Origin of the sequence: Micromonospora cabrerizensis, from assembly GCF_022230955.1 — a bacterium.
In the GTDB taxonomy this organism is placed as follows: Bacteria; Actinomycetota; Actinomycetes; order Mycobacteriales; family Micromonosporaceae; genus Micromonospora; species Micromonospora cabrerizensis.
This window is the reverse complement of the sequence record NZ_JAKKFI010000052.1, coordinates 36,317-54,621: the sequence shown is the minus strand read 5'-3', so window position 1 is coordinate 54,621 and position 18,305 is coordinate 36,317. Positions and strand designations below refer to the sequence as shown.

5 protein-coding genes and 1 pseudogene are annotated in these 18,305 nt (G+C 73.5%); 1 reads left to right on the top strand and 5 read right to left on the bottom strand.

Annotated elements, in window-relative coordinates; genetic code table 11:
- The first annotated feature begins 140 nt into the window (after positions 1 to 140).
- The gene (locus tag LADH09A_RS10025; protein ID WP_238644607.1) at positions 141 to 1,382 is read left to right on the top strand and encodes a cytochrome P450; all 1,242 of its coding nucleotides are present in this window, start codon (positions 141 to 143) and stop codon (positions 1,380 to 1,382) included.
- 57 nt (positions 1,383 to 1,439) lie between these two features.
- Here the strand turns inward: LADH09A_RS10025 and LADH09A_RS10020 are convergent, their stop codons facing one another.
- From LADH09A_RS10020 to LADH09A_RS10000, 5 genes and pseudogenes are all read right to left on the bottom strand, one after another.
- The gene (locus tag LADH09A_RS10020; protein WP_238644606.1) at positions 1,440 to 3,389 is read right to left on the bottom strand and encodes a hypothetical protein; all 1,950 of its coding nucleotides are present in this window, start codon (positions 3,387 to 3,389) and stop codon (positions 1,440 to 1,442) included.
- Positions 3,374 to 4,144 carry an ABC transporter ATP-binding protein gene (locus tag LADH09A_RS10015; protein WP_238644605.1) on the bottom strand — a complete coding sequence of 257 codons (771 nt, stop codon included), beginning with the start codon at positions 4,142 to 4,144 and terminating at the stop codon, positions 3,374 to 3,376. Before LADH09A_RS10015 ends, LADH09A_RS10020 begins: the two co-directional genes overlap by 16 nt.
- 43 nt (positions 4,145 to 4,187) lie before the next feature.
- Positions 4,188 to 4,946, bottom strand: coding sequence for a thioesterase II family protein (locus LADH09A_RS10010; RefSeq protein ID WP_274529313.1), 759 nt, complete (start codon positions 4,944 to 4,946; stop codon positions 4,188 to 4,190).
- Positions 4,947 to 4,974: 28 nt separating this feature from the next.
- Positions 4,975 to 8,817: pseudogene (locus LADH09A_RS10005) on the bottom strand (type I polyketide synthase); the annotation flags it as partial.
- A gap of 25 nt (positions 8,818 to 8,842) precedes the next feature.
- A complete protein-coding gene (locus LADH09A_RS10000) occupies positions 8,843 to 18,103 on the bottom strand; it encodes a type I polyketide synthase (RefSeq protein WP_443677154.1) in 9,261 nt (3,086 codons plus the stop codon).
- Positions 18,104 to 18,305: the final 202 nt, after the last annotated feature.

Below are 18,305 nucleotides of genomic sequence, written 5' to 3'. Positions count from 1 at the left end.
CGAGCGCACCCCGGGGGAAGGCCGTTCGGGCGGGACCCCTACTCCCCTGGTTCGACCCCCGATCCGGATCGCGGCGCATTTCCTGGCGCCACGTTCTTCCTATCGTGGAGACAATGTCCATGCGGAAATGAGTGGTGACGATGACCAGTGCGACGCAACATCCCGCCCCGGCCGGATCGGGCACCGGGGAGCCGGCTCCGCTGCCCCGACAGCGCGGCAAGTGTCCGTTCTCCCCACCGGACGAACTCCTCCAGCGCGCCGAGGAGCACCCGGTCAGTCCGCTGATCATGGCCGACGGGTCGGTCGGCTGGCTGGTCACCCGGGCCGAGGACGTCCGCGCGGTGCTCGCCGACAACCGGTTCAGCGCGGACATCCTCAAGGCGTCCAACCCGATCCAGGTGATACCGGAGGAGGCCAAGCTGCTTCCGCCGGATCCGGCGTTCTTCATCCACGTCGACCCGCCGCACCACACCCGCTACCGCAAGATGCTGATGGGCCAGTTCACCATGCGCCGGGTCCGCGCCCTGGAGCCGCGGATCGCCGAGATCGTCACCGAGCGCCTCGACGCGATCGAGGCCGCCGGCGCGCCCGCCGACCTGGTCCGGGACTTCGCCCTGCCGATCCCCTCGCTGGTCATCTGCGAGTTGCTCGGCGTCCCGTACGCCGAGCGCGCCCAGTTCCAGACGCTGACCGCGGCGATGCTGCGCACCGACGCCACCCCGATGGAGATCGGGATGTCCGCCTGGAACCTGCGCCAGTATCTGGCCGCCCTGGTCGCCACCAAACACGACGAGCCGGACGGCGCCCTCATCTCCGGCCTGATCCACGACTCGGACGACGACCCGCTCACCGACGAGGAGCTGACCAGCATCGCCATGCTGCTGCTCGTCGGCGGCCACGAGACCACCGCCAACCAGCTCAGCCTCGGCGTGTTCGCGCTGCTCAGCAACCCCGAGCAGCTGGCCGTCCTGCGCGCCGACCTGGACCGGGTGCCGGACGCCGTCGAGGAGCTGCTCCGCTACCTGCCGACCTTCCAGTTCGGCGTGACCCGTCTCGCCACCGAGGACGTGCCGGTGGGCGGGCAGCTCATCCGCGCCGGCGAGAGCGTGAGCCTCTCGCTCTCCGCCGCCAACCGCGACCCGTCCCGCTATGCCGATCCCGGGGTCCTCGACGTGACCCGGACCGGCAACCAGCACCTCGCCTTCGGCCACGGCGTGCACCTCTGCATCGGCCAGCAACTCGCCCGCGCGGAACTCAGGATCGCAATGCGGGCCCTGCTCACCCGCTTCCCCGACCTGCGCCTGCATGGGTCGACCGAGGACGTTCCGCTGCGCTCCGAGTCCCTGATCTACGGCGTCCGCGAGCTGCCCGTCACCTGGTGACGCTCCGGGGCACGAAGAGGCCCGGCCACCGCGGTGGCCGGGCCTCTTCGTGTGCGGTCAGTGGTTCAGCTCGTCCACCTTCTCGGGCTGGCGGGTCAGCACCGGCGCGCGGCCGACCTGGTCCACGGCGGCTTGGCGGCTCTCCGCACGGGCCACCCGCAGCTGGTAGAAGCCGACGGCGATGAGACCCAGGCCGAGCGCGACCATGACGCCGACGACCGGCCAGTGCAGCGCCTCGGGGACGAGGCGGGCCACGAACCAGGAGTCGCGGTCGGGGTCGCCGTATTTCAGGAAGGCCGGAACGACGCCCTGTGCGACCAGCGGCACCCAGCAGACGGTGAAGCACACGTAGATGACGGCGCGACGGGCCGGCGAGGCCCGGTCGATGCCGAGGCGGCTCTCGCCGAGATCCACCCCGCCGAGGGAGGCGGTGATCTGGTCCCAGTCGACGTCGCCGCTGAGATTGCTCTTGCGGGAGGTCGAGGCCCGCATCGTGGCGAGCAGGTCGGGACCGGTCGCTTCCAGGTGCTTGGCGGCCAGGTCGCCGAGCAGCCAGGCCAGCAGGATGCCGGTGACCAGGCCGACGCCGGCGCCCGCCCAGTCCGGGCCGTAGCGGACGGTGAGATAGGCGGGGGCCGCGGTGGCGGCGACCAGCACCAGCATGAGCAGCACCTGGGTGAAGTCGGTGCCGTTCTCCAGGAGGTTGCCGCTGCGCTTGTGCGGGTCGGTCATCGGCACCGGTCGCAGCACCGAGATCAGCACGATGACACCGGCGCCGCCGCCGATCAGGGCCGGCACCAGGGCGGCCAGCCACGGCCAGGCCCACGTCTGCCCACTGAGCAGGGTGGGCACGACGCTGAGGACCACGACCGCCGGGGCGGTCAGCAGCAGCCAGGCGAGCTGACGTCCGCGGACGTCCTTGCGGGCGGCCCCGGGGGTGAGCACGGTCTGCCAGATCACCGTGCCGTCCTCGCCGTACAGGTTGGCGGAGATGGCGGCGGCCCAGATGCCGAACGCGACACCGATGAACGGCACGAAGATCGGCAGGTCGACCAGGAGCGGCAGCAGGCAGAACGCCAACGCGTAGACCAGGGAGAAGACCAGGTAGTGGAAGCGCATCAGGTCGCGGGACGCGGTGCGCAGCTCACGGCCGATGACGGCTCGCACGCCGCCACCGCGGATCTGCTGCGCGGCGGTGCGGCCACGGGCCGGGCGACCGCTGGCACCCCGGTGGCTGAGCCGGCGGACCAGCAGCGCGGACCAACCGAGCATGGCCAGCACACTGAGTACGGCGAGACCGGCCGGCGCGGCGAGGGCGAGCAGCCAGTCACCTCGCCCGGCGGCCTCCACGGCGACGATGCCCCAACCGGAGGGCAGGCGGCGCACCCAGTCCGCCAGGTTCTCCGGGAAGCCGGCGGTGAGGGCGTACTGGATGGTGGGTTTGAGCACCCAGCCGGTGTGCGTGAGCGCCAGGATGCCGCCGCTGATCACGGCGGCCAGGATCGCGCCGATCTTGGCGCGCATCAGCGTGCTGAGCGCGGCGGTGACGAACCGGGAGGCGAGCACCACGAACAGCAGTTGGAGGAAGACCACCGGCACCGCGACCAGGGCGGCGGCACCGCCGACCGGGAGGGCGACGACGATCAGCGCGGTGAAGGCCACCAGGCTGACCACCGGGGCGACGCCGACGAACGCGACGGCGAGCAGACCGGTGGCGAGCCGTCGCGGAGGGATCGGCAGCAGGGCCAGGTGCTCCGGGCGCAGCGTCTCGTCGCCGCCCCCGAACAGCACCGGGCCGAACAGCCAGCCGATCGTCCAGATGGCGAACGCCGCGCCGACCAGGTCCAGCGGCAGGCCGTCGACCGGCCAGTCGTGCAGGGCCAGCCAGATCGTGCCGCCGGCGAGGACCAGGCCCAGCACGCCGCCACCGATCATGTCGGCGGCGCGCTGCCCGGTCATCGAGTGCCGCAGGACGGCCAGCTTCATCCGGATCAGGATGCCAACCATGACAGCTCCCCCGCGCTCACCGGCTGGCCGCCGACCAGGTCGACGAACCGGTTCTCCAGGGAGCTGCCGCCACGGACCTCGTCGAGCGGGCCGGAGGCGACCACCCGGCCGCCGGTGACGACCGCGACGTGGTCGCAGAGCTGCTCGACGACCGGCATGACGTGACTGGAGAAGACCACCGAGCCGCCGGCGGCGACGAAGCGCTGGAGGATCACCTTGATCGTCGCCGCCGAGACGGGGTCGACGGCCTCCAGGGGCTCATCGAGCACCAGCAGCTTCGGTGCGTGCAGCAACGCCGTGGCCAGACCGATCTTCTTGCGCATGCCGGTCGAGTATTCGAGGACCAGGGTGCTGTCGGCCCGGTCGAGTTCGAGGACCTCCAGCAGCTCCTGGCTGCGCTTGGCGACCGCCTCGGGCTCCATGCCCCGCAGCAGACCCAGGTAGCTGAGCACCTCCCGGCCAGTGAGCCGTTCTGGCATCCCGAGGCCGTCGGGCAGGACGCCGATCAGCTCCTTGGCGCGGACCGGGTCGGCCCAGACGTCGACGCCGAAGATCTCGGCGCGACCGCTGTCGGGGCGCAGCAGCCCGACGGCCATGGACAGCGATGTGGTCTTGCCGGCCCCGTTGGGACCGACCAGCCCGAAGAACGAGCCGCCCGGAACCTCCAGATCGACGTGATCGACGGCACGCTTGTCACCGAATGCCTTGGACAGCCCGATGAGCCGCAGAGCCGGCGTGGGTGTCGGGGTTGTCACTGGTACCTCCGGAAGTCTCGGACTGGTCGGGCCGCCGTTGCCGTCAGCCTGCCGTCAGGCGATCCACAATGGTCTCCAGTATGTCCGTCTGGTGGTTGTTCAGGTAGAAGTGACCACCCCTATAAACTTTCATGGCGTAGGGGCCGGTGGTGTGCGTCCGCCAGGAGTCGGCCTCGTCCACCGTGACCTTCGGGTCCGAATCCCCGGTCATCACCGTGATCGGGCAGGACAGCGGCGGGCCGGGCCGGTACACGTAGGTCTCCGCGGCCTTGTAGTCGTTGCGGATCGCGCCGATGATCATCCGGATCAGCTCGTCGTCGTCGAGCAGTTTGCCCTCGGTGCCGTTGAGCCGGCGCATCTCCGCGATCAGACCGTTGTCGCCCAGCTGATGGATGTGCTCGTCGCGGTGCCGCGACGGTGCGCGCCGCCCGGACGCGAACAGGTGCTTCAGGACGATGCCGTCCTCCTCGAGGAGCCGGGCCACCTCGAAGGCGACCGAGGCGCCCATGCTGTGGCCGAACAGGGCGATCGGGCGGTCGGCGAGCGTGGCGACCTGCTCGGCGACCCTGGCGGCCAGGCCGTGGACGGTGTCGATGCACGGCTCGGCGCGGCGGTCCTGCCGGCCGGGGTACTGCACCGCGAAGACCTCGACGCCGGTCAGGGCGCGGGAGACCGGGTGATAGTAACTGGCCGAGCCACCGGCGTGCGGTAGGCAGACCAGACGCACCGGCGCGTCCGGCGCCGGGTGGAACCGGCGCAGCCACAGGCTGGTGTCGACAGTGCTGGTCGTCGTGATGGTCATGTCGGTTCTCCGTTTCGGGAAAGTCAGGTCAGAGGGTCGCGGCCAGCCAGTCGTGCACTGTCTGCGCGGTGCGGTCGACCTGGTCGCCGACCATGGTGAAGTGGTTTCCGGTGGCGTCGGCCACGGTGTGCGGGTGCTGCCAGGACGGCCGCCAGTCGCGGTCGTCCGGCACCGTGCCGAGGGGCTCCCCGGCGCGGACCAGCAGGGTCGGTGCGCTGGTGGGCAGCGGCTCGAAGTCGCCGTAGTGGCGCACGTAGGACGCCCAGGCGAGATACCGCTGGTCGGCCACACTGGCGGCGTCCAGGTCCAGGCCGTCGAGCAGTTCGGGTATCCACCGGCCGAGCACCGCGTCGGCCGGCGGGTAGGAGTCGAGCAGCACCACGGCGGCCGGACCGACGCCGTCGGCCTCCAGCTCGGCGGCGAGGGCGTTGGCGACCAGGCCGCCGGCCGAGTGTCCGAGCAGGATGAACGGCTCGGCGCCGACGTCCGCGCGGATCGCCCGGACCTGGAGTCGCAGCGCGGCGGCCAGGTCGGCGGGGGCCGGCTCGTCCTCCTGGTAACCGGGGTTGACCAGGGCGGAGATCCGGTACCGGTCACGCAGGGCGCCGGCCAGCCGGGCGTACTCCTGCGGGCCCGCCATCAGCGAGGTGGTGCAGCAGGCGATGATCCGTGGGCCGCCGCCGTCCTCGGCCAGGCGCGCCAGAGCGGGTACGGCCACCCGCCCCTCGTCCACGTCGGCTGCCGTGAAGCTCGGCCGGTACTCGGCCAGCCGCATCAGCAGTGTCGTGTACTCGTGCAGGTCGTCGCGGTGGCGCGCCTGCCGGAACATCACGTCCAGGGTGGTGGCCGGCGGGGCCGCGCTCGTCCCGGCCATCTCCGCCATCAGGTGCCGGGCCAGCCGGTCCGGGTCCTGGTGGGCGAAGAGCAGACCGGGGGCCAGGGTGAGACCGGTGGCGGCGCTGAGACGGTGGCGGATCTCCTGGGCGATCACCGAGTCGACGCCGAGTTCGAGGAAGTCTCGGCCGGGCCGGATGGACTCGATGCCGGAGTAGCCGAGCATCTCGGCGGTCTCCTGCCGGATGAGGTCACGCACCTCCTCGAACGCGGAGTCCCGCGACAGGACCGGCGCCGACGAGACGGCCGGCGGCTGCTCGGCGGCTGCCGCGGCGGTCGGCATCGCCACCGGTTCCAGCGCCGGCCAGTAGTGCTGCCGCTGGAACGGGTAGGTGGGCAGGTCGACCCGTGCGGTGCCGGGCAGCAGCGCCGCCCAGTCCAGTCGTACGCCCCGGCAGTGCAGTCGGGCTAGCGCGGTGACCAGGGCCTCGACGCCGTCCCCGGCGCGTCGCTGCGCGGCGACGAACAGCGGGGCGCTGTCCTGGTCGGCGCCCTCGACGCAGTCCCCGCCCAACGGGGTGAGCACCGCGTCCGGGCCGATCTCCAGGTAGGCGCTGACGCCGCGCTCGTGCAGAGCCCGGATGCCGGCCGCGAAGCGCACGGTGGCGCGGATCTGGTCCACCCAGTAGTCGCTGCCGAACTCGGCGACGTCTCCGGTGACTGTGGAGATGACCGGGATGCGAGCGGGAGCATGGGTCAGCCCGCCGGTGATCCGGGCGAAGTCCGCGATCATCGGTGCCATCAGCGGCGAGTGCAGAGCGTGACCCACGTCCAGCGTCCGGGTCTTGCCGAACCGGGCGACCACCTGCTCGACCGCCTCCGCCGCGCCGGCCACCACCACCGACTTCGGCCCGTTCACCGCGGCGACGGACACCACCGCCTCGTGGCCGGCGAGCGCCTCGCGGACCTCCGCCTCCGTCGCCCGGACCGCGACCATCACGCCACCGGCCGGGAGTGCCTGGATGAGCCGCCCCCGCGCCGCGACGAGCGCCGCCGCGTCGGGCAGCGACAGCACCCCGGCCACGTGCGCCGCCGCGATCTCCCCGGTGGAGTGGCCGATGAGCTGATCCGGGACCACTCCGAACGACGTGACCAGGCGGTAGAGCGCGACCTCGACGGCGAACAGGGCCGCCTGGGCGTACCCGGTCCGCTCCAGTGCCGCCTCGTCGTCGAAGATCACCTCCCGGATCGACCGGTCCAGGTGCACGTCGAGTTCGGCGCACACCGCGTCGAACGCCTCGGCGTACGCCGGGAAGGTGGCGTACAGGTCCCGGCCCGCACCGGCGCGCTGCGCGCCCTGGCCGGAGAAGACGAAGGCCACCTGCGGACGGGACGCCGCGAGGTCGCCCGGGTCGGTCCCGTCGGCGATCCGGGTCAGCGCCTCGGTCAGGCTCTCCGTCGCGGTGCCGACCGCCGCCGCCCGGTACTCGAAGTGCGACCGGGTGACCGCGAGCGAACCGGCCACGTCGGCCGGGTCCAGGCCGGGGTGCTCCCTCAGGTGGTCGAGCAGCTGCGCCGCCTGGGCGCGGAGCCCGGCGGGTTCGCGGGCCGACACCGGCCAGGCCAGGACGTCGTGCGTCGCACGGGTCCCCGGGGTGGCGAGGCGGTCGCCCTCCTCGGCGGGCTGTTCGAGGATCACGTGGGCGTTGGTGCCGCTGACCCCGAACGAGGAGACGGCGGCGCGACGCGGCCGACCCGTGGTGGGCCACGGGCGCGCCGAGGTGAGCAGTTCGACGGCTCCGGCGGACCAGTCCACCTGCGGGGTGGGCCGGTCGACGTGCAGGGTGGCCGGGAGCACGCCGTGCCGCATCGCCTGGACCATCTTGATGATGCCGGTGACCCCGGCGGCGGCCTGGGTGTGGCCGATGTTGGACTTGATCGAGCCGAGCCACACCGGCTGGTCGGCCGGCCGGTCCTGGCCGTACGTGGCCAGCAGCGCCTGCGCCTCGATCGGGTCACCCAGCCGGGTGCCGGTGCCGTGCGCCTCCACCACGTCGACGTCGGCCGCGGTGAGCCGGGCGTTGGCCAGCGCGGTCCGGATCACCCGCTGCTGGGCGGGGCCATTCGGGGCGGTCAGGCCGCTGGACGCGCCGTCCTGGTTGACCGCGCTGCCGCGCAGCACGGCGAGCACCGGATGGCCGTTGCGGCGGGCGTCGGACAGCCGTTCCAGCAGCACCATCGCGGCGCCCTCGCCCCAACCGGTGCCGTCGGCGGCGGCGGCGAACGACTTGCAGCGACCGTTGGTGGCGAGCCCACCCTGGCGGGAGAACTCGACGAAGACCGACGGGGTGGCCATCACCGCGACGCCGCCGGCCAGCGCCAGACTGCACTCACCGTCGCGCAGGGACTGGGCGGCGAGGTGCACCGCGACCAGCGACGACGAGCAGGCGGTGTCCACGGTGAGCGCCGGCCCCTCCAGGCCGAACGTGTACGAGATCCGCCCGGAGACCACGCTCGCCGAGTTGCCGGTGCCGAGGTGCCCGTCGAAGCCCTGCGCCAGGGCGGCGACGAGCACTCCGGTGTAGTCCTGGTTGTTGGTGCCGGCGAAGACGCCGGTGCGGCTGCCCCGGGCGGTGGCCCGGTCGATCCCGGCCCGTTCGAAGGTCTCCCACGCGGTCTCCAGGAGCAGCCGCTGCTGCGGGTCCATGGCGATCGCCTCGCGCGGCGAGATACCGAAGAAGCCGGGATCGAAGTCACCGGCGTCGTAGAGGAACGCGCCGGCGCCGGCGGTGCTCAGCTCGGACAGGGCACCCAGGTCCCAGCCCCGGTCGGGCGGGAACTCGCCGATCGCGTCCCGGCCGTCGGTCACCAGGTCCCAGAGTTGTTCGGGGCCGCGGATCCCGCCGGGCAGCCGGCAGCCCATCGAGACGATCGCGATCGGCTCGGGCGCGGGCGGGGCCGCCGGGACGGCGGTGCGCTGCTTCAGCCGCTTGTTGTCGGCGAGCGCCGCACGCAGCGCCGCCACCACCTCGTCGTAACTCGTGGCCATCGTTTACTCCCCGTCAGCTCTCGGTGCCGTCGAGGGCGAGGCGGACCAGCTCGCTGACATCGAGCTCGGCCAGGTCCTCACCGTCGTCATCGGTGGCCGTCGGCGCATCCGGCGCCTCCGGCCCGGTCTGTGCCAGGCCGAGCAGGGTGTCCAGCAGGCCGGCCGCGCGCAGCCGCTCCACCGGGATCCGGGACAGGACCTGCCGGACCTGCTGCTCCTCCGGGTCCCCGCCCGCCTCCGGGCCGGCCAACTGGTCGAGGACGTGCTCGGCCAGGACCAGCGGTGACGGGTAGTCGAAGATCAGGGTCGCGGGCAACGGCAGGCCGAGTTCGGCGGAGAGCGCGTTGCGCAGCTCCACCCCGGTCAGCGAGTCGAAGCCGAGTTCCAGGAACCCGCGGTCGACGTCGACGCCGCCGGGGGCGGTGTGCCCCAGCACGGTGGCGGCGTTCTTGCGGATCAGGTCGAGCACGACCCGTTCCCGCTCGGCTGCCGGCAGGCCGGTCAGACTGCGGCGCAGCGCGTCGGCGTCGGCCGCGCTCTCGGCGCCCGGCGCGGCGGCGGTGAGCGCCACCCGCGCCTCGTCGATCTCGTCCAGCAGCCGGCCGGAGCGCACCGCCTGGAACGGCAGCGCGAACCGGGCCCAGTCGACGTCGGCGACGGCGAGCGCCACCTCACGGTCGTCGACGGCGGCGGCGAGCGCCTCGATCGCCGACTCCGGGTTCATCACCGGCAGGCCACGGCGGCGCAACTGCTCCTGAGCCGGCCCTTCGGCCATGCCACCGTCGCCCCACGGACCCCAGGCCACCGCGGTACCGGCGAGGCCGCGACCGCGCCGGGCCTCGGCGAGGGCGTCGAGGTACGCGTTCGCGGCCGCGTACGCGCCCTGGCCGCCGCTGCCCCAGATGCCGGCGATGGAGGAGAAGAGCACGAACGCGTCGAGCGGCCGCTCACCGAGCAGCGCGTCCAGGTGCACCGCACCGGCGATCTTGGCCCGGACCACGGAGGCGAACTCGTCCAGGTCGGTGTCCCGCAGCGATCCGGGGGTGCCGATGCCGGCGGCGTGCACCACCCCGGTCAGCGGCAGGTCGGCGGGGACGCGGTCGAGCACACCGGCCAGCGCGTCCCGGTCGGCGACGTCGCAGGCCTCGACGGTGACCCGAGCGCCCAGAGCGGTCAGCTCGCCGGTCAGGTCGGCCACCCCGGGTGCGTCGGCCCCCCGGCGGCTGAGCAGGAGCAGGTGCTCGGCTCCTCGTTCGGCCAGCAGGCGCGCGACCCGCCCGCCCAGCGCTCCGGTGCCACCGGTGATCAGGACCGTGCCGCGCGGGCGCCACTGCGGGCCCGGTGTCGTGCTGCGCGGGTGGCGGACCAGGCGACGACCGAAGATCGCCGAGGGCCGGACCGCCACCTGGTCCTCACCGCCTCCCGCGCCGGCACCGGCCAGCACGGCGCAGAGCCGCGAGCCGGCGCGGTCGTCCAGCAGGGGTGGCAGGTCGACCAGACCGGCCCACAGCCTCGGCTGTTCCAGCGCGGCCACCCGGCCGAGGCCCCAGACCTGCGCCTGGGCGGGCGCGGCGACCCGCTCCGAGCCGCCGATCGCGACGGCGCCGCGGGTCACGCTCCACACCGGGGCGGTGGCGCCGAGCTGGTCGAGAGCCTGGACCAGCGTCACCGTCCCGGCGACGCCCCGGGTGAGGATCGGGTGCGTGGGGTGCGGGTCCTGGTCGAGGGCGAGCAGGGACAGGATGCCGTGCACCGGGCCGTGTTCGTCCAGGGCCGCGCCGAGCCGCGCGGCGGTGCCGGCCCGGGTCAGGTCGGCCGGCGTCAGCGTGACGGTTCCGGTCGCCGCGCCGTGCCGGCGCAGCACGGCGGCGAGGTCCGCCGTGGGGTGCTCCGGGGTGCTGACCAGCAGCCAGGTGCCGGTCAGGGTGGGTGTCCCGGTCGAGGACAGCGGCCGCCAGCGTACGCCGTAACGCCACCCGTCGATCGTCGAGCTGCGCCGGGCCTGCCGCCGCCAGTCGGAGAGTGCCCGGACGACCGCCGGGAGGGTGGCGTCCGGCGGCAGGGCGAGTTCCGCGCCGATGCCGTCGAGGTCCGCGCGCTCGATGCGGTCCCACAGGTGCTCGTCGTCGGCGGCGGTGGGTCCGTCGGCGGCGGGTCGTGCCCAGGAGACCGAGCCGGGCCAGTAGTGCTGGCGTTGGAAGGCGTAGGTGGGCAGGTCGACCCGTCGCGCCCCGGGGTGCAGAGCGGCCCAGTCCACCGCGACGCCCCGGACGTGGAGCTGGGCGAGCGCGGTGCGCAGGGCCGTGGGCTGGTCCCGGTCGGAACGTTGCACCGGCACGAACACCGCGTCCGTCACGCAGTCCGCGCCCATCGCGGACAGCACACCGTCCGGGCCGATCTCCACGAACGTCGTGACGCCCGCGTTCTCCAGGGTGGCGATGCCGTCGGCGAACCGCACCGCCTCCCGGACGTGCCGCACCCAGTACGCGGCGTCCTGCGTCTCGGCGATCTGTCCGGTCACGTTGGAGACGACCGGAATCCGCGGCGACGCGTAGGTCAACGTCTGCGCGACCTGCGCGAACTCCGCCAGCATCGGCTCCATCAGCACCGAGTGGAACGCGTGGCTCACCGTGAGCCGCTTGGACTTCTCGAACCGCGCGGCGACGGCCGCCACCTCGTCCGCCACACCGGACAGCACCACCGAGCGCGGACCGTTGACCGCCGCGACCGACACCCCGTCGACCAGCAGCGGCAGCACCTCGGCCTCGGTGGCCCGCACCGCCACCATGACCCCACCGGTGGGCAGCGCCTGCATCAGGCGGCCCCGGGCCGCCACCAGCTTCGCCGCGTCGGGCAGGGACAGCACCCCCGCGACGTGGGCGGCGGCGATCTCACCGATCGAGTGCCCGACCAGGAAGTCCGGGGTGACGCCCAGCAGGCGGTAGAGCGCGACCTCGACCGCGAACAACGCGGCCTGTGTGTAGACGGTCTGGTCCAGCTCACCGCCGTCGGCGATCACCGCCCGCAGCGGACGGTCCAGATACAGATCCAGCTCGGCGCAGGCGGCGTCGAACGCCTCGGCGAAGACGGGGTACGCGGCCGCCAGCTCCAGACCCATACCCGGGCGCTGCGACCCCTGCCCGGAGAACACGAACGCCGTCCTGCCCCGCACCACCGACCCGGTGACCGGAGCCGGCGATCCGGCGGCCACCGCCGCCAGCTCGGCACGACCGAACATCGCGGCCCGGTGCCGGTGCTGGGTACGGGTGGTGGCTAGGGAGAAGCCGACGTCGTAGGGGTCCAGCCCCGGGTGCTCGTCCAGGTGGCCAAGCAACCGCCCGGCCTGGTCACGAAGCCCCTCCTCGGTACGCGAGCTGAGCAACCACGTCGCAGGGCGCTGCGGGTTCGTGGCGGGGGTGGCGGACGCCGGGGCCGCGTCGCCCTCCAGCACGACGTGGGCGTTGGTGCCGCTGATGCCGAACGACGACACGGCGGCCCGGCGCGGCCCGGCACCCTCCCACGGCAGGGAACGGTCGAGCAACGCGACCGCACCCGACTCCCAGTCCACCTCGGCGCTCGGCTGGTCCACGTGCAGCGTGCGGGGCAGCACCCCGTACCGCATCGCCTGGATCACCTTGATCACTCCGGCGACGCCGGCGGCGGCCTGGGTGTGGCCGATGTTCGACTTGATCGAGCCGAGCCGCAGCGGGCGGTCCGCCGGTCGGTGCTGCCCGTACGTGGCAAGCAGCGCCTGGGCCTCGATCGGGTCGCCGAGCCGGGTGCCGGTGCCGTGCGCCTCCACCAGGTCCACCTCGGAGGGTCGCAGCCCCGCGTCGGCGAGAGCGGCCCGGATCACCCGCTGCTGGGCGGGCCCGTTGGGGGCGGTCAGCCCGTTCGACGCGCCGTCCTGGTTGATCGCGCTGCCGCGTACCGTGGCGAGGATCTGGTGGCCCGCGGCCAGCGCCGCGGATCGGCGCTCCAGCAGCAGCATCCCCGCGCCCTCGCCCCAGCCGGTGCCGTCGGCGCCGTCGGCGAACGCCTTGCAGCGCCCGTCGGCGGCCAGCCCGCGCTGGCGGCTGAACTCGACGAACCGGCCCGGGGTGGCCATCACCGTGACGCCACCGGCCAACGCCTGGCGGCACTCGCCCTGGCGCAGTGACTGGGCGGCGAGGTGCAGCGCGACCAGCGACGACGAGCAGGCGGTGTCGATGGTGACGGCCGGTCCCTCCAGGCCGAGCGCGTAGGAGATCCGGCCGGACGCGACACTGCCGGCGTTGCCGGTCATGGTGTGCCCCTCGACGCCCTCGGTGGAGCCGTAGAGCAGCGCGCCGTAGTCCTGGCCGTTGGAGCCGACGAAGACGCCGACCTGCCGGCCGCGGGCGGTCGACGGGTCGATGCCGGCGTGCTCGAAGGCCTCCCACGCGGTCTCCAGCAGGAGCCGCTGCTGCGGGTCCATGGCCAAGGCCTCACGCGGGGAGATGCCGAAGAACTCACTGTCGAACGCGGCGGCGCCGTAGAGGAAGCCGCCCTCGCGCACGTAGCTGGTGCCGGCGCTGTCCGGGTCGGCGTCGTAGACGCTGTCGACGTCCCAGCCACGGTCGGCGGGGAACGTCGAGATCGCGTCCACCTCGCCGTGCACGAGCTGCCACAGCTGGTCGGGGTTGTCCGCACCGCCGGGGAAGCGGCACGACATGCCCACCACGACGATCGGGTCGTCCCGGTCGGCGGCGGTGAATACGTCCGGGCCGGTATCGGGCTCGGCGACGCCGTCGGCGAGCAGGCCGCCGAGGTGGGCGCCGAGGGCGAGGGCGGTCGGATGGTCGAAGATCAGGGTGGCGGGCAGCCGCAGACCGACGGCGGCGCCGAGCGCGTTTCGCAGTTCGACGGCGGTGAGCGAGTCGAAGCCGAGGTCGCGGAAGGCGCGCTCCGGCTCCACGCCGTCGGCACCGGAGTGACCGAGGACCGCCGCGGCGTGCCCGCGGACCAGCTCGACCAGGGCGTTGGCGCGGTCCCGGGCGGTCATCGACCGCAGCCGCCGGGTCAGGTCGCCGGACGGGTCGCCGCCGGTGCTGCCGGTGGCCTCCCAGAGGGCGGCGAGGGTGGGGTTGGGGCGTACCGCGGTGAAGGTGGGTGCGAACCGCTCCCAGTCCACGTCGGTCAGGGCCAGGGCCGGCTCACCGGCACCGATCGCGGCGGCGAGACCGGTGAGGGCCAGCGCCGGGTCCATCGCGCCCAGACCACCCCGGCTGAGCCGCTCCCGGCGTACGGCCTCCTCGGCGAGGCCACCGTCGCCCCAGCGGCCCCAGGCGATCGAGGTGGCCGGCAGGCCGGCGGCGGCCCGCTGCTCGGCCAGGGCGTCGAGGTACGCGTTCGCGGCGGCGTACGCGCCCTGCCCGGCGTTGCCGAGGGTGCCGGCCAGCGACGAGAAGAGCACGAACGCGGTCAGGTCCCGGTCCCGGGTGAGGTCGTGCAGGTGTTGGGCGGCGGCGGCCTTCGGGGCGAGCACCCGCTCGATCCGGTCCCGGTCGAGGCTGCCGAGCGTGCCGTCGTCCAGGACGGCGGCGGTGTGGAAGACGGAGGTCAGGTCCGGCAGGCCGTCGATCAGGGCGCGCAGGGCGTCGGAGTCGGCGATGTCGCAGGCGGTGATGGTGACCCGGGCGCCGGCCTGCTCCAGCTCGGCGCGCAGGTTGTCGGCGCCGGGGGCGTCCGGGCCGCGACGGCTGGTGAGCACGAGGTGCTCGACGCCGTTGCGGGCCAGCCAGCGGGCCGTGTGCGCGCCGATCGCGCCGGTGCCGCCGGTGACCAGTGCGGTGCCCGACGGCGTCCACCCGGGGGTGGCGCCCTGCGGGGCGCGGGTCAGCCGGCGGGTGTAGAGGCCCGAGGGGCGGACGGCGAACTGGTCCTCGTCGTCGCCCGTGGTGAGCGCAGCGACGAGCCGGGTGGCCGACCGGGGGTCGGGCTGCGCCGGCAGGTCGATCAGGCCACCCCAGCGGTGCGGCTCTTCCAGTGCGACGACCCGGCCGAAGCCCCAGAGCGCGGCCTGCGTGGGCGTCGGAGCGGAGTCGGACCGCCCGACCCGGACGGCGGAGCGGGTGGCGAGCCAGAGCGGGGCGGTGACGTCGGCGTCGGCGAGCGCGTGCAGCACTGTGGACGCGTCGTGCACCGCGTCGGCGGCCTCGGCTGCGGGCAGGGAGAGCAGGGACAGCACCCCGTCGACCGGTGTCGCGTCGATGGCGGTGGTGATCGCGTCGGTGAGGGCGGCCCGGTCGATCGGGCCGGAGGCGACGGCCACCGGTGCGACGTGGGCGCCGGCCTGCCGAAGGGCGTCCTCGGCGGCGTCCGACCAGGTTTCGCCGGCGGGGCGCAGGAGTAGCCAGGTGCCGGTGAGGGTGCTCTCGGCCAGGGTGGTCCTGCTCTGCCAGGTGACCCGGTACCGCCAGTCGTCGAGGGTGTGGTGCTCGCGCTTGCGGCGGCGCCAGGCGGTGAGGGCGGGCAGCAGCTCGCCACCGTCGCCGGTGATGCCCAACGGGGTGAGGTCGCCGTTCTCGACGGCCTGCCAGAACTCGCTGTCCACCGGGTCGGCCGCGCTGATCGCGCCGCCGTGGGTGGGCCAGTAACGCTGGTGCTGGAAGGGGTACGTCGGCAGGTCCACGACCCGGGTGGCCGGGATGACCGTGGTCCAGTCGACCGGCGCGCCCCGTACCCATGCCTCCGCCAACGACCGTACGACCTGCTCGGGGCCGCCCGCGTCACGGCGCAGCGTGCCGACGGTGGTGGCCTCGATCGCGCCGGCGAGCACCGGGTGCGCGCTGACCTCAATGAAGATCCGGTGTCCGGCCGCCTGCGCCGCCTCGACGGCCAGGTCCAGCCGGACCGGTTGACGCAGGTTGCGGTACCAGTAGCCGGCGTCCATGACGCCGCCGTCCTCCACCGTGGAGAACACCGGCACCGCACCGGTTTGCGGACGCACCCCGTCGAGCAGACGGGCCAGCTCCGCCTCCACGGGCTCGACCAGAGCGCAGTGCGAGGCGTAGTCGACCTTGACGCGCTTCGCTCGCACTCCGGCCGCCTCCGCAGCCGCCAGGAACGGGTCCAGGTCAGCGCCCGCGACGGCAACGCTGGTCGGGCCGTTGACCACCGCGACGCTGACGCCCTCGGTCAGCAGGGGGGTGACCACGTCCAGGCCGGCATTGACCGACACCATCCCACCACTGCCCGCGATCGACAGCAGAGCCTGACTGCGCAACGCGACCACCTTCGCCGCATCGCTCAGTGACAGCACACCCGCCACACAGGCCGCCGCGATCTCACCCTGCGAGTGACCGATCACCGCATCCGGCACCACACCCCTGGACCGCCACACCTCCGCCAGGGAGACGTGCACCGCCCACAACACCGGCTGCACCACGTCGACGCGCTCCAACGGATCGTCCGAGCGCAACACCTCCAGCAGGTTCCAGTCCACGAACGGGTCCAGGGCCGCCGCACACTCCGCGATCCGGGCAGCGAACACCGGCTCGGCATCCAGCAGACTCACGGCCATACCAACCCACTGCGAACCCTGACCCGGGAACACGAACACCACACCCGAGTCCGGGTGGGCCGCACCGGTGACGACCGAAGCCGACGGCAGACCGTCCCGCAGGGCGGACAGACCCACGGAGTGGTCCGGGCCGAGCACGACCGCCCGGTGGCCCAGCACCGACCGGGTGGACAGCAGCGAGTACGCCACCGAGCCCGGATCCGCCGTCACCCGCGACAACCGCTCCGCCTGCCCACGCAGCGCCTCCGGCGCGGCCGCCGACAACAGCCACGGCACATCCGGCGCCGTCACGACCGGCTCGTCCACCGGCGCGGCCGGCGCCTCCTCGATGATCACGTGGGCGTTCGTGCCGGACACCCCGAACGACGACACCCCGGCCCGGCGGGGACGCTCCCCCGCCGCCCACGGACGCGGCGACGTCAGCAGCTCCACCGCACCGTCGGACCAGTCCACCTGTGGCGTCGGCTCGTCCACGTGCAGGGTCCGCGGCAACGTCTCGTGACGCAACGCCTCGACCATCTTGATGATCCCGGCGACCCCCGCCGCGGCCTGCGTGTGCCCGATGTTCGACTTCACCGACCCCAACCACAACGGCTGGTCCGCCGGGCGCTCCCGGCCGTAGGTGGCCAGCAGCGCCTGCGCCTCGATCGGGTCGCCCAGCCGGGTGCCGGTGCCGTGCGCCTCCACCACGTCGACGTCCGCCGCCGAGAGCCGGGCGTCGACCAGCGCCGCCTGGATCACCCGCTGCTGCGACGGCCCGTTCGGGGCGGTCAGCCCGTTCGACGCGCCGTCCTGGTTGACCGCGCTGCCGCGTACCACGGCGAGAACCTGATGCCCGTTGCGCTGGGCCTCGGACAGCCGCTCCAACAGCAGCACACCGGCACCCTCGGCGAAGCCGGTGCCGTCGGCGGCACCGGCGAAGGCCTTGCAACGGCCGTCGGCGGCCAGGCCACGTTGACGGGAGAAACCGACGAACAGCGACGGGGTGGCCATCACGGTCACGCCGCCGGCCAGCGCGAGCGAGCACTCACCGGCCCGCAGCGCCTGCGCCGCCAGGTGCAGCGCGACCAACGACGACGAGCAGGCCGTGTCGACGGTGACCGCCGGCCCCTCCAGGCCCAGCGAGTACGACACCCGGCCGGAGATCACCGCACCCGCGTTGCCGGTGGCCAGGTAGCCCTCCAGCCCCTCGGACGCGCCCATCAGCATGGCCGCGTAGTCCGAGCCGTTGGTGCCCGCGAACACGCCGGTCGGCGACCCGGACAGCGACGCCGGGTCGATGCCGGCCCGCTCGATGGCCTCCCACGACACCTCCAGCAGGAGCCGTTGCGCCGGGTCCATCGCCAGAGCCTCGCGGGGGCTGATGCCGAAGAAGCCGGCGTCGAAGTCACCCGCACCGCTGAGGAACCCGCCCTCGGCGGCGTACGACGTTCCGGGGTTGTCCGGGTCGGGGTCGAACAGCGCCTCGGTGTCCCAGCCCCGGTCGGCCGGGAACGGCGTGATGCCGTCCCCGTCCGCCGCGACCAGGTTCCACAGCGACTCCGGGGAGTCCACGCCACCGGGGAAACGGCAGCCCACACCGATGATCGCGATCGGTTCGTCGGCGCGTACCTCCAGGTGCCGGATACGCTCCTGGGCGGTTTCCAGGTCGGCGGTGACCCGCTTGAGGAAGTAGCGCAACCGCTCTTCGTTGGCCATCGGTAGGTCTCCCCTTGTGAGCGTGCGGGTCAGGCGATGCCGAACTTCTTGCCGAGGAGTTCGAACATCTCCTCGTCGGTGGCGTCGGCCAGGGCTTCGCCCGCGGTCTCCACCGGCTCGGCGCGGCCGTGCTTCCAGTCGGCGACGAGCGCCTGCATGCGGGTCATCAACCGGACGTACGTGACGTCGTCCGGTTCGAGGCTGTCCAGGGCCGCTTCCAGCCGGTCCAGGTCGT

What these genes read in the sequence shown, in the direction of transcription:
- LADH09A_RS10025 (WP_238644607.1), top strand. Translation starts at nt 141, where the DNA reads ATGACCAGTGCGACGCAACATCCCGCCCCGGCCGGATCGGGCACCGGG.
- LADH09A_RS10020 (WP_238644606.1), bottom strand. Translation starts at nt 3,389, where the DNA reads ATGGTTGGCATCCTGATCCGGATGAAGCTGGCCGTCCTGCGGCACTCG.
- LADH09A_RS10010 (WP_274529313.1), bottom strand. Translation starts at nt 4,946, where the DNA reads ATGACCATCACGACGACCAGCACTGTCGACACCAGCCTGTGGCTGCGC.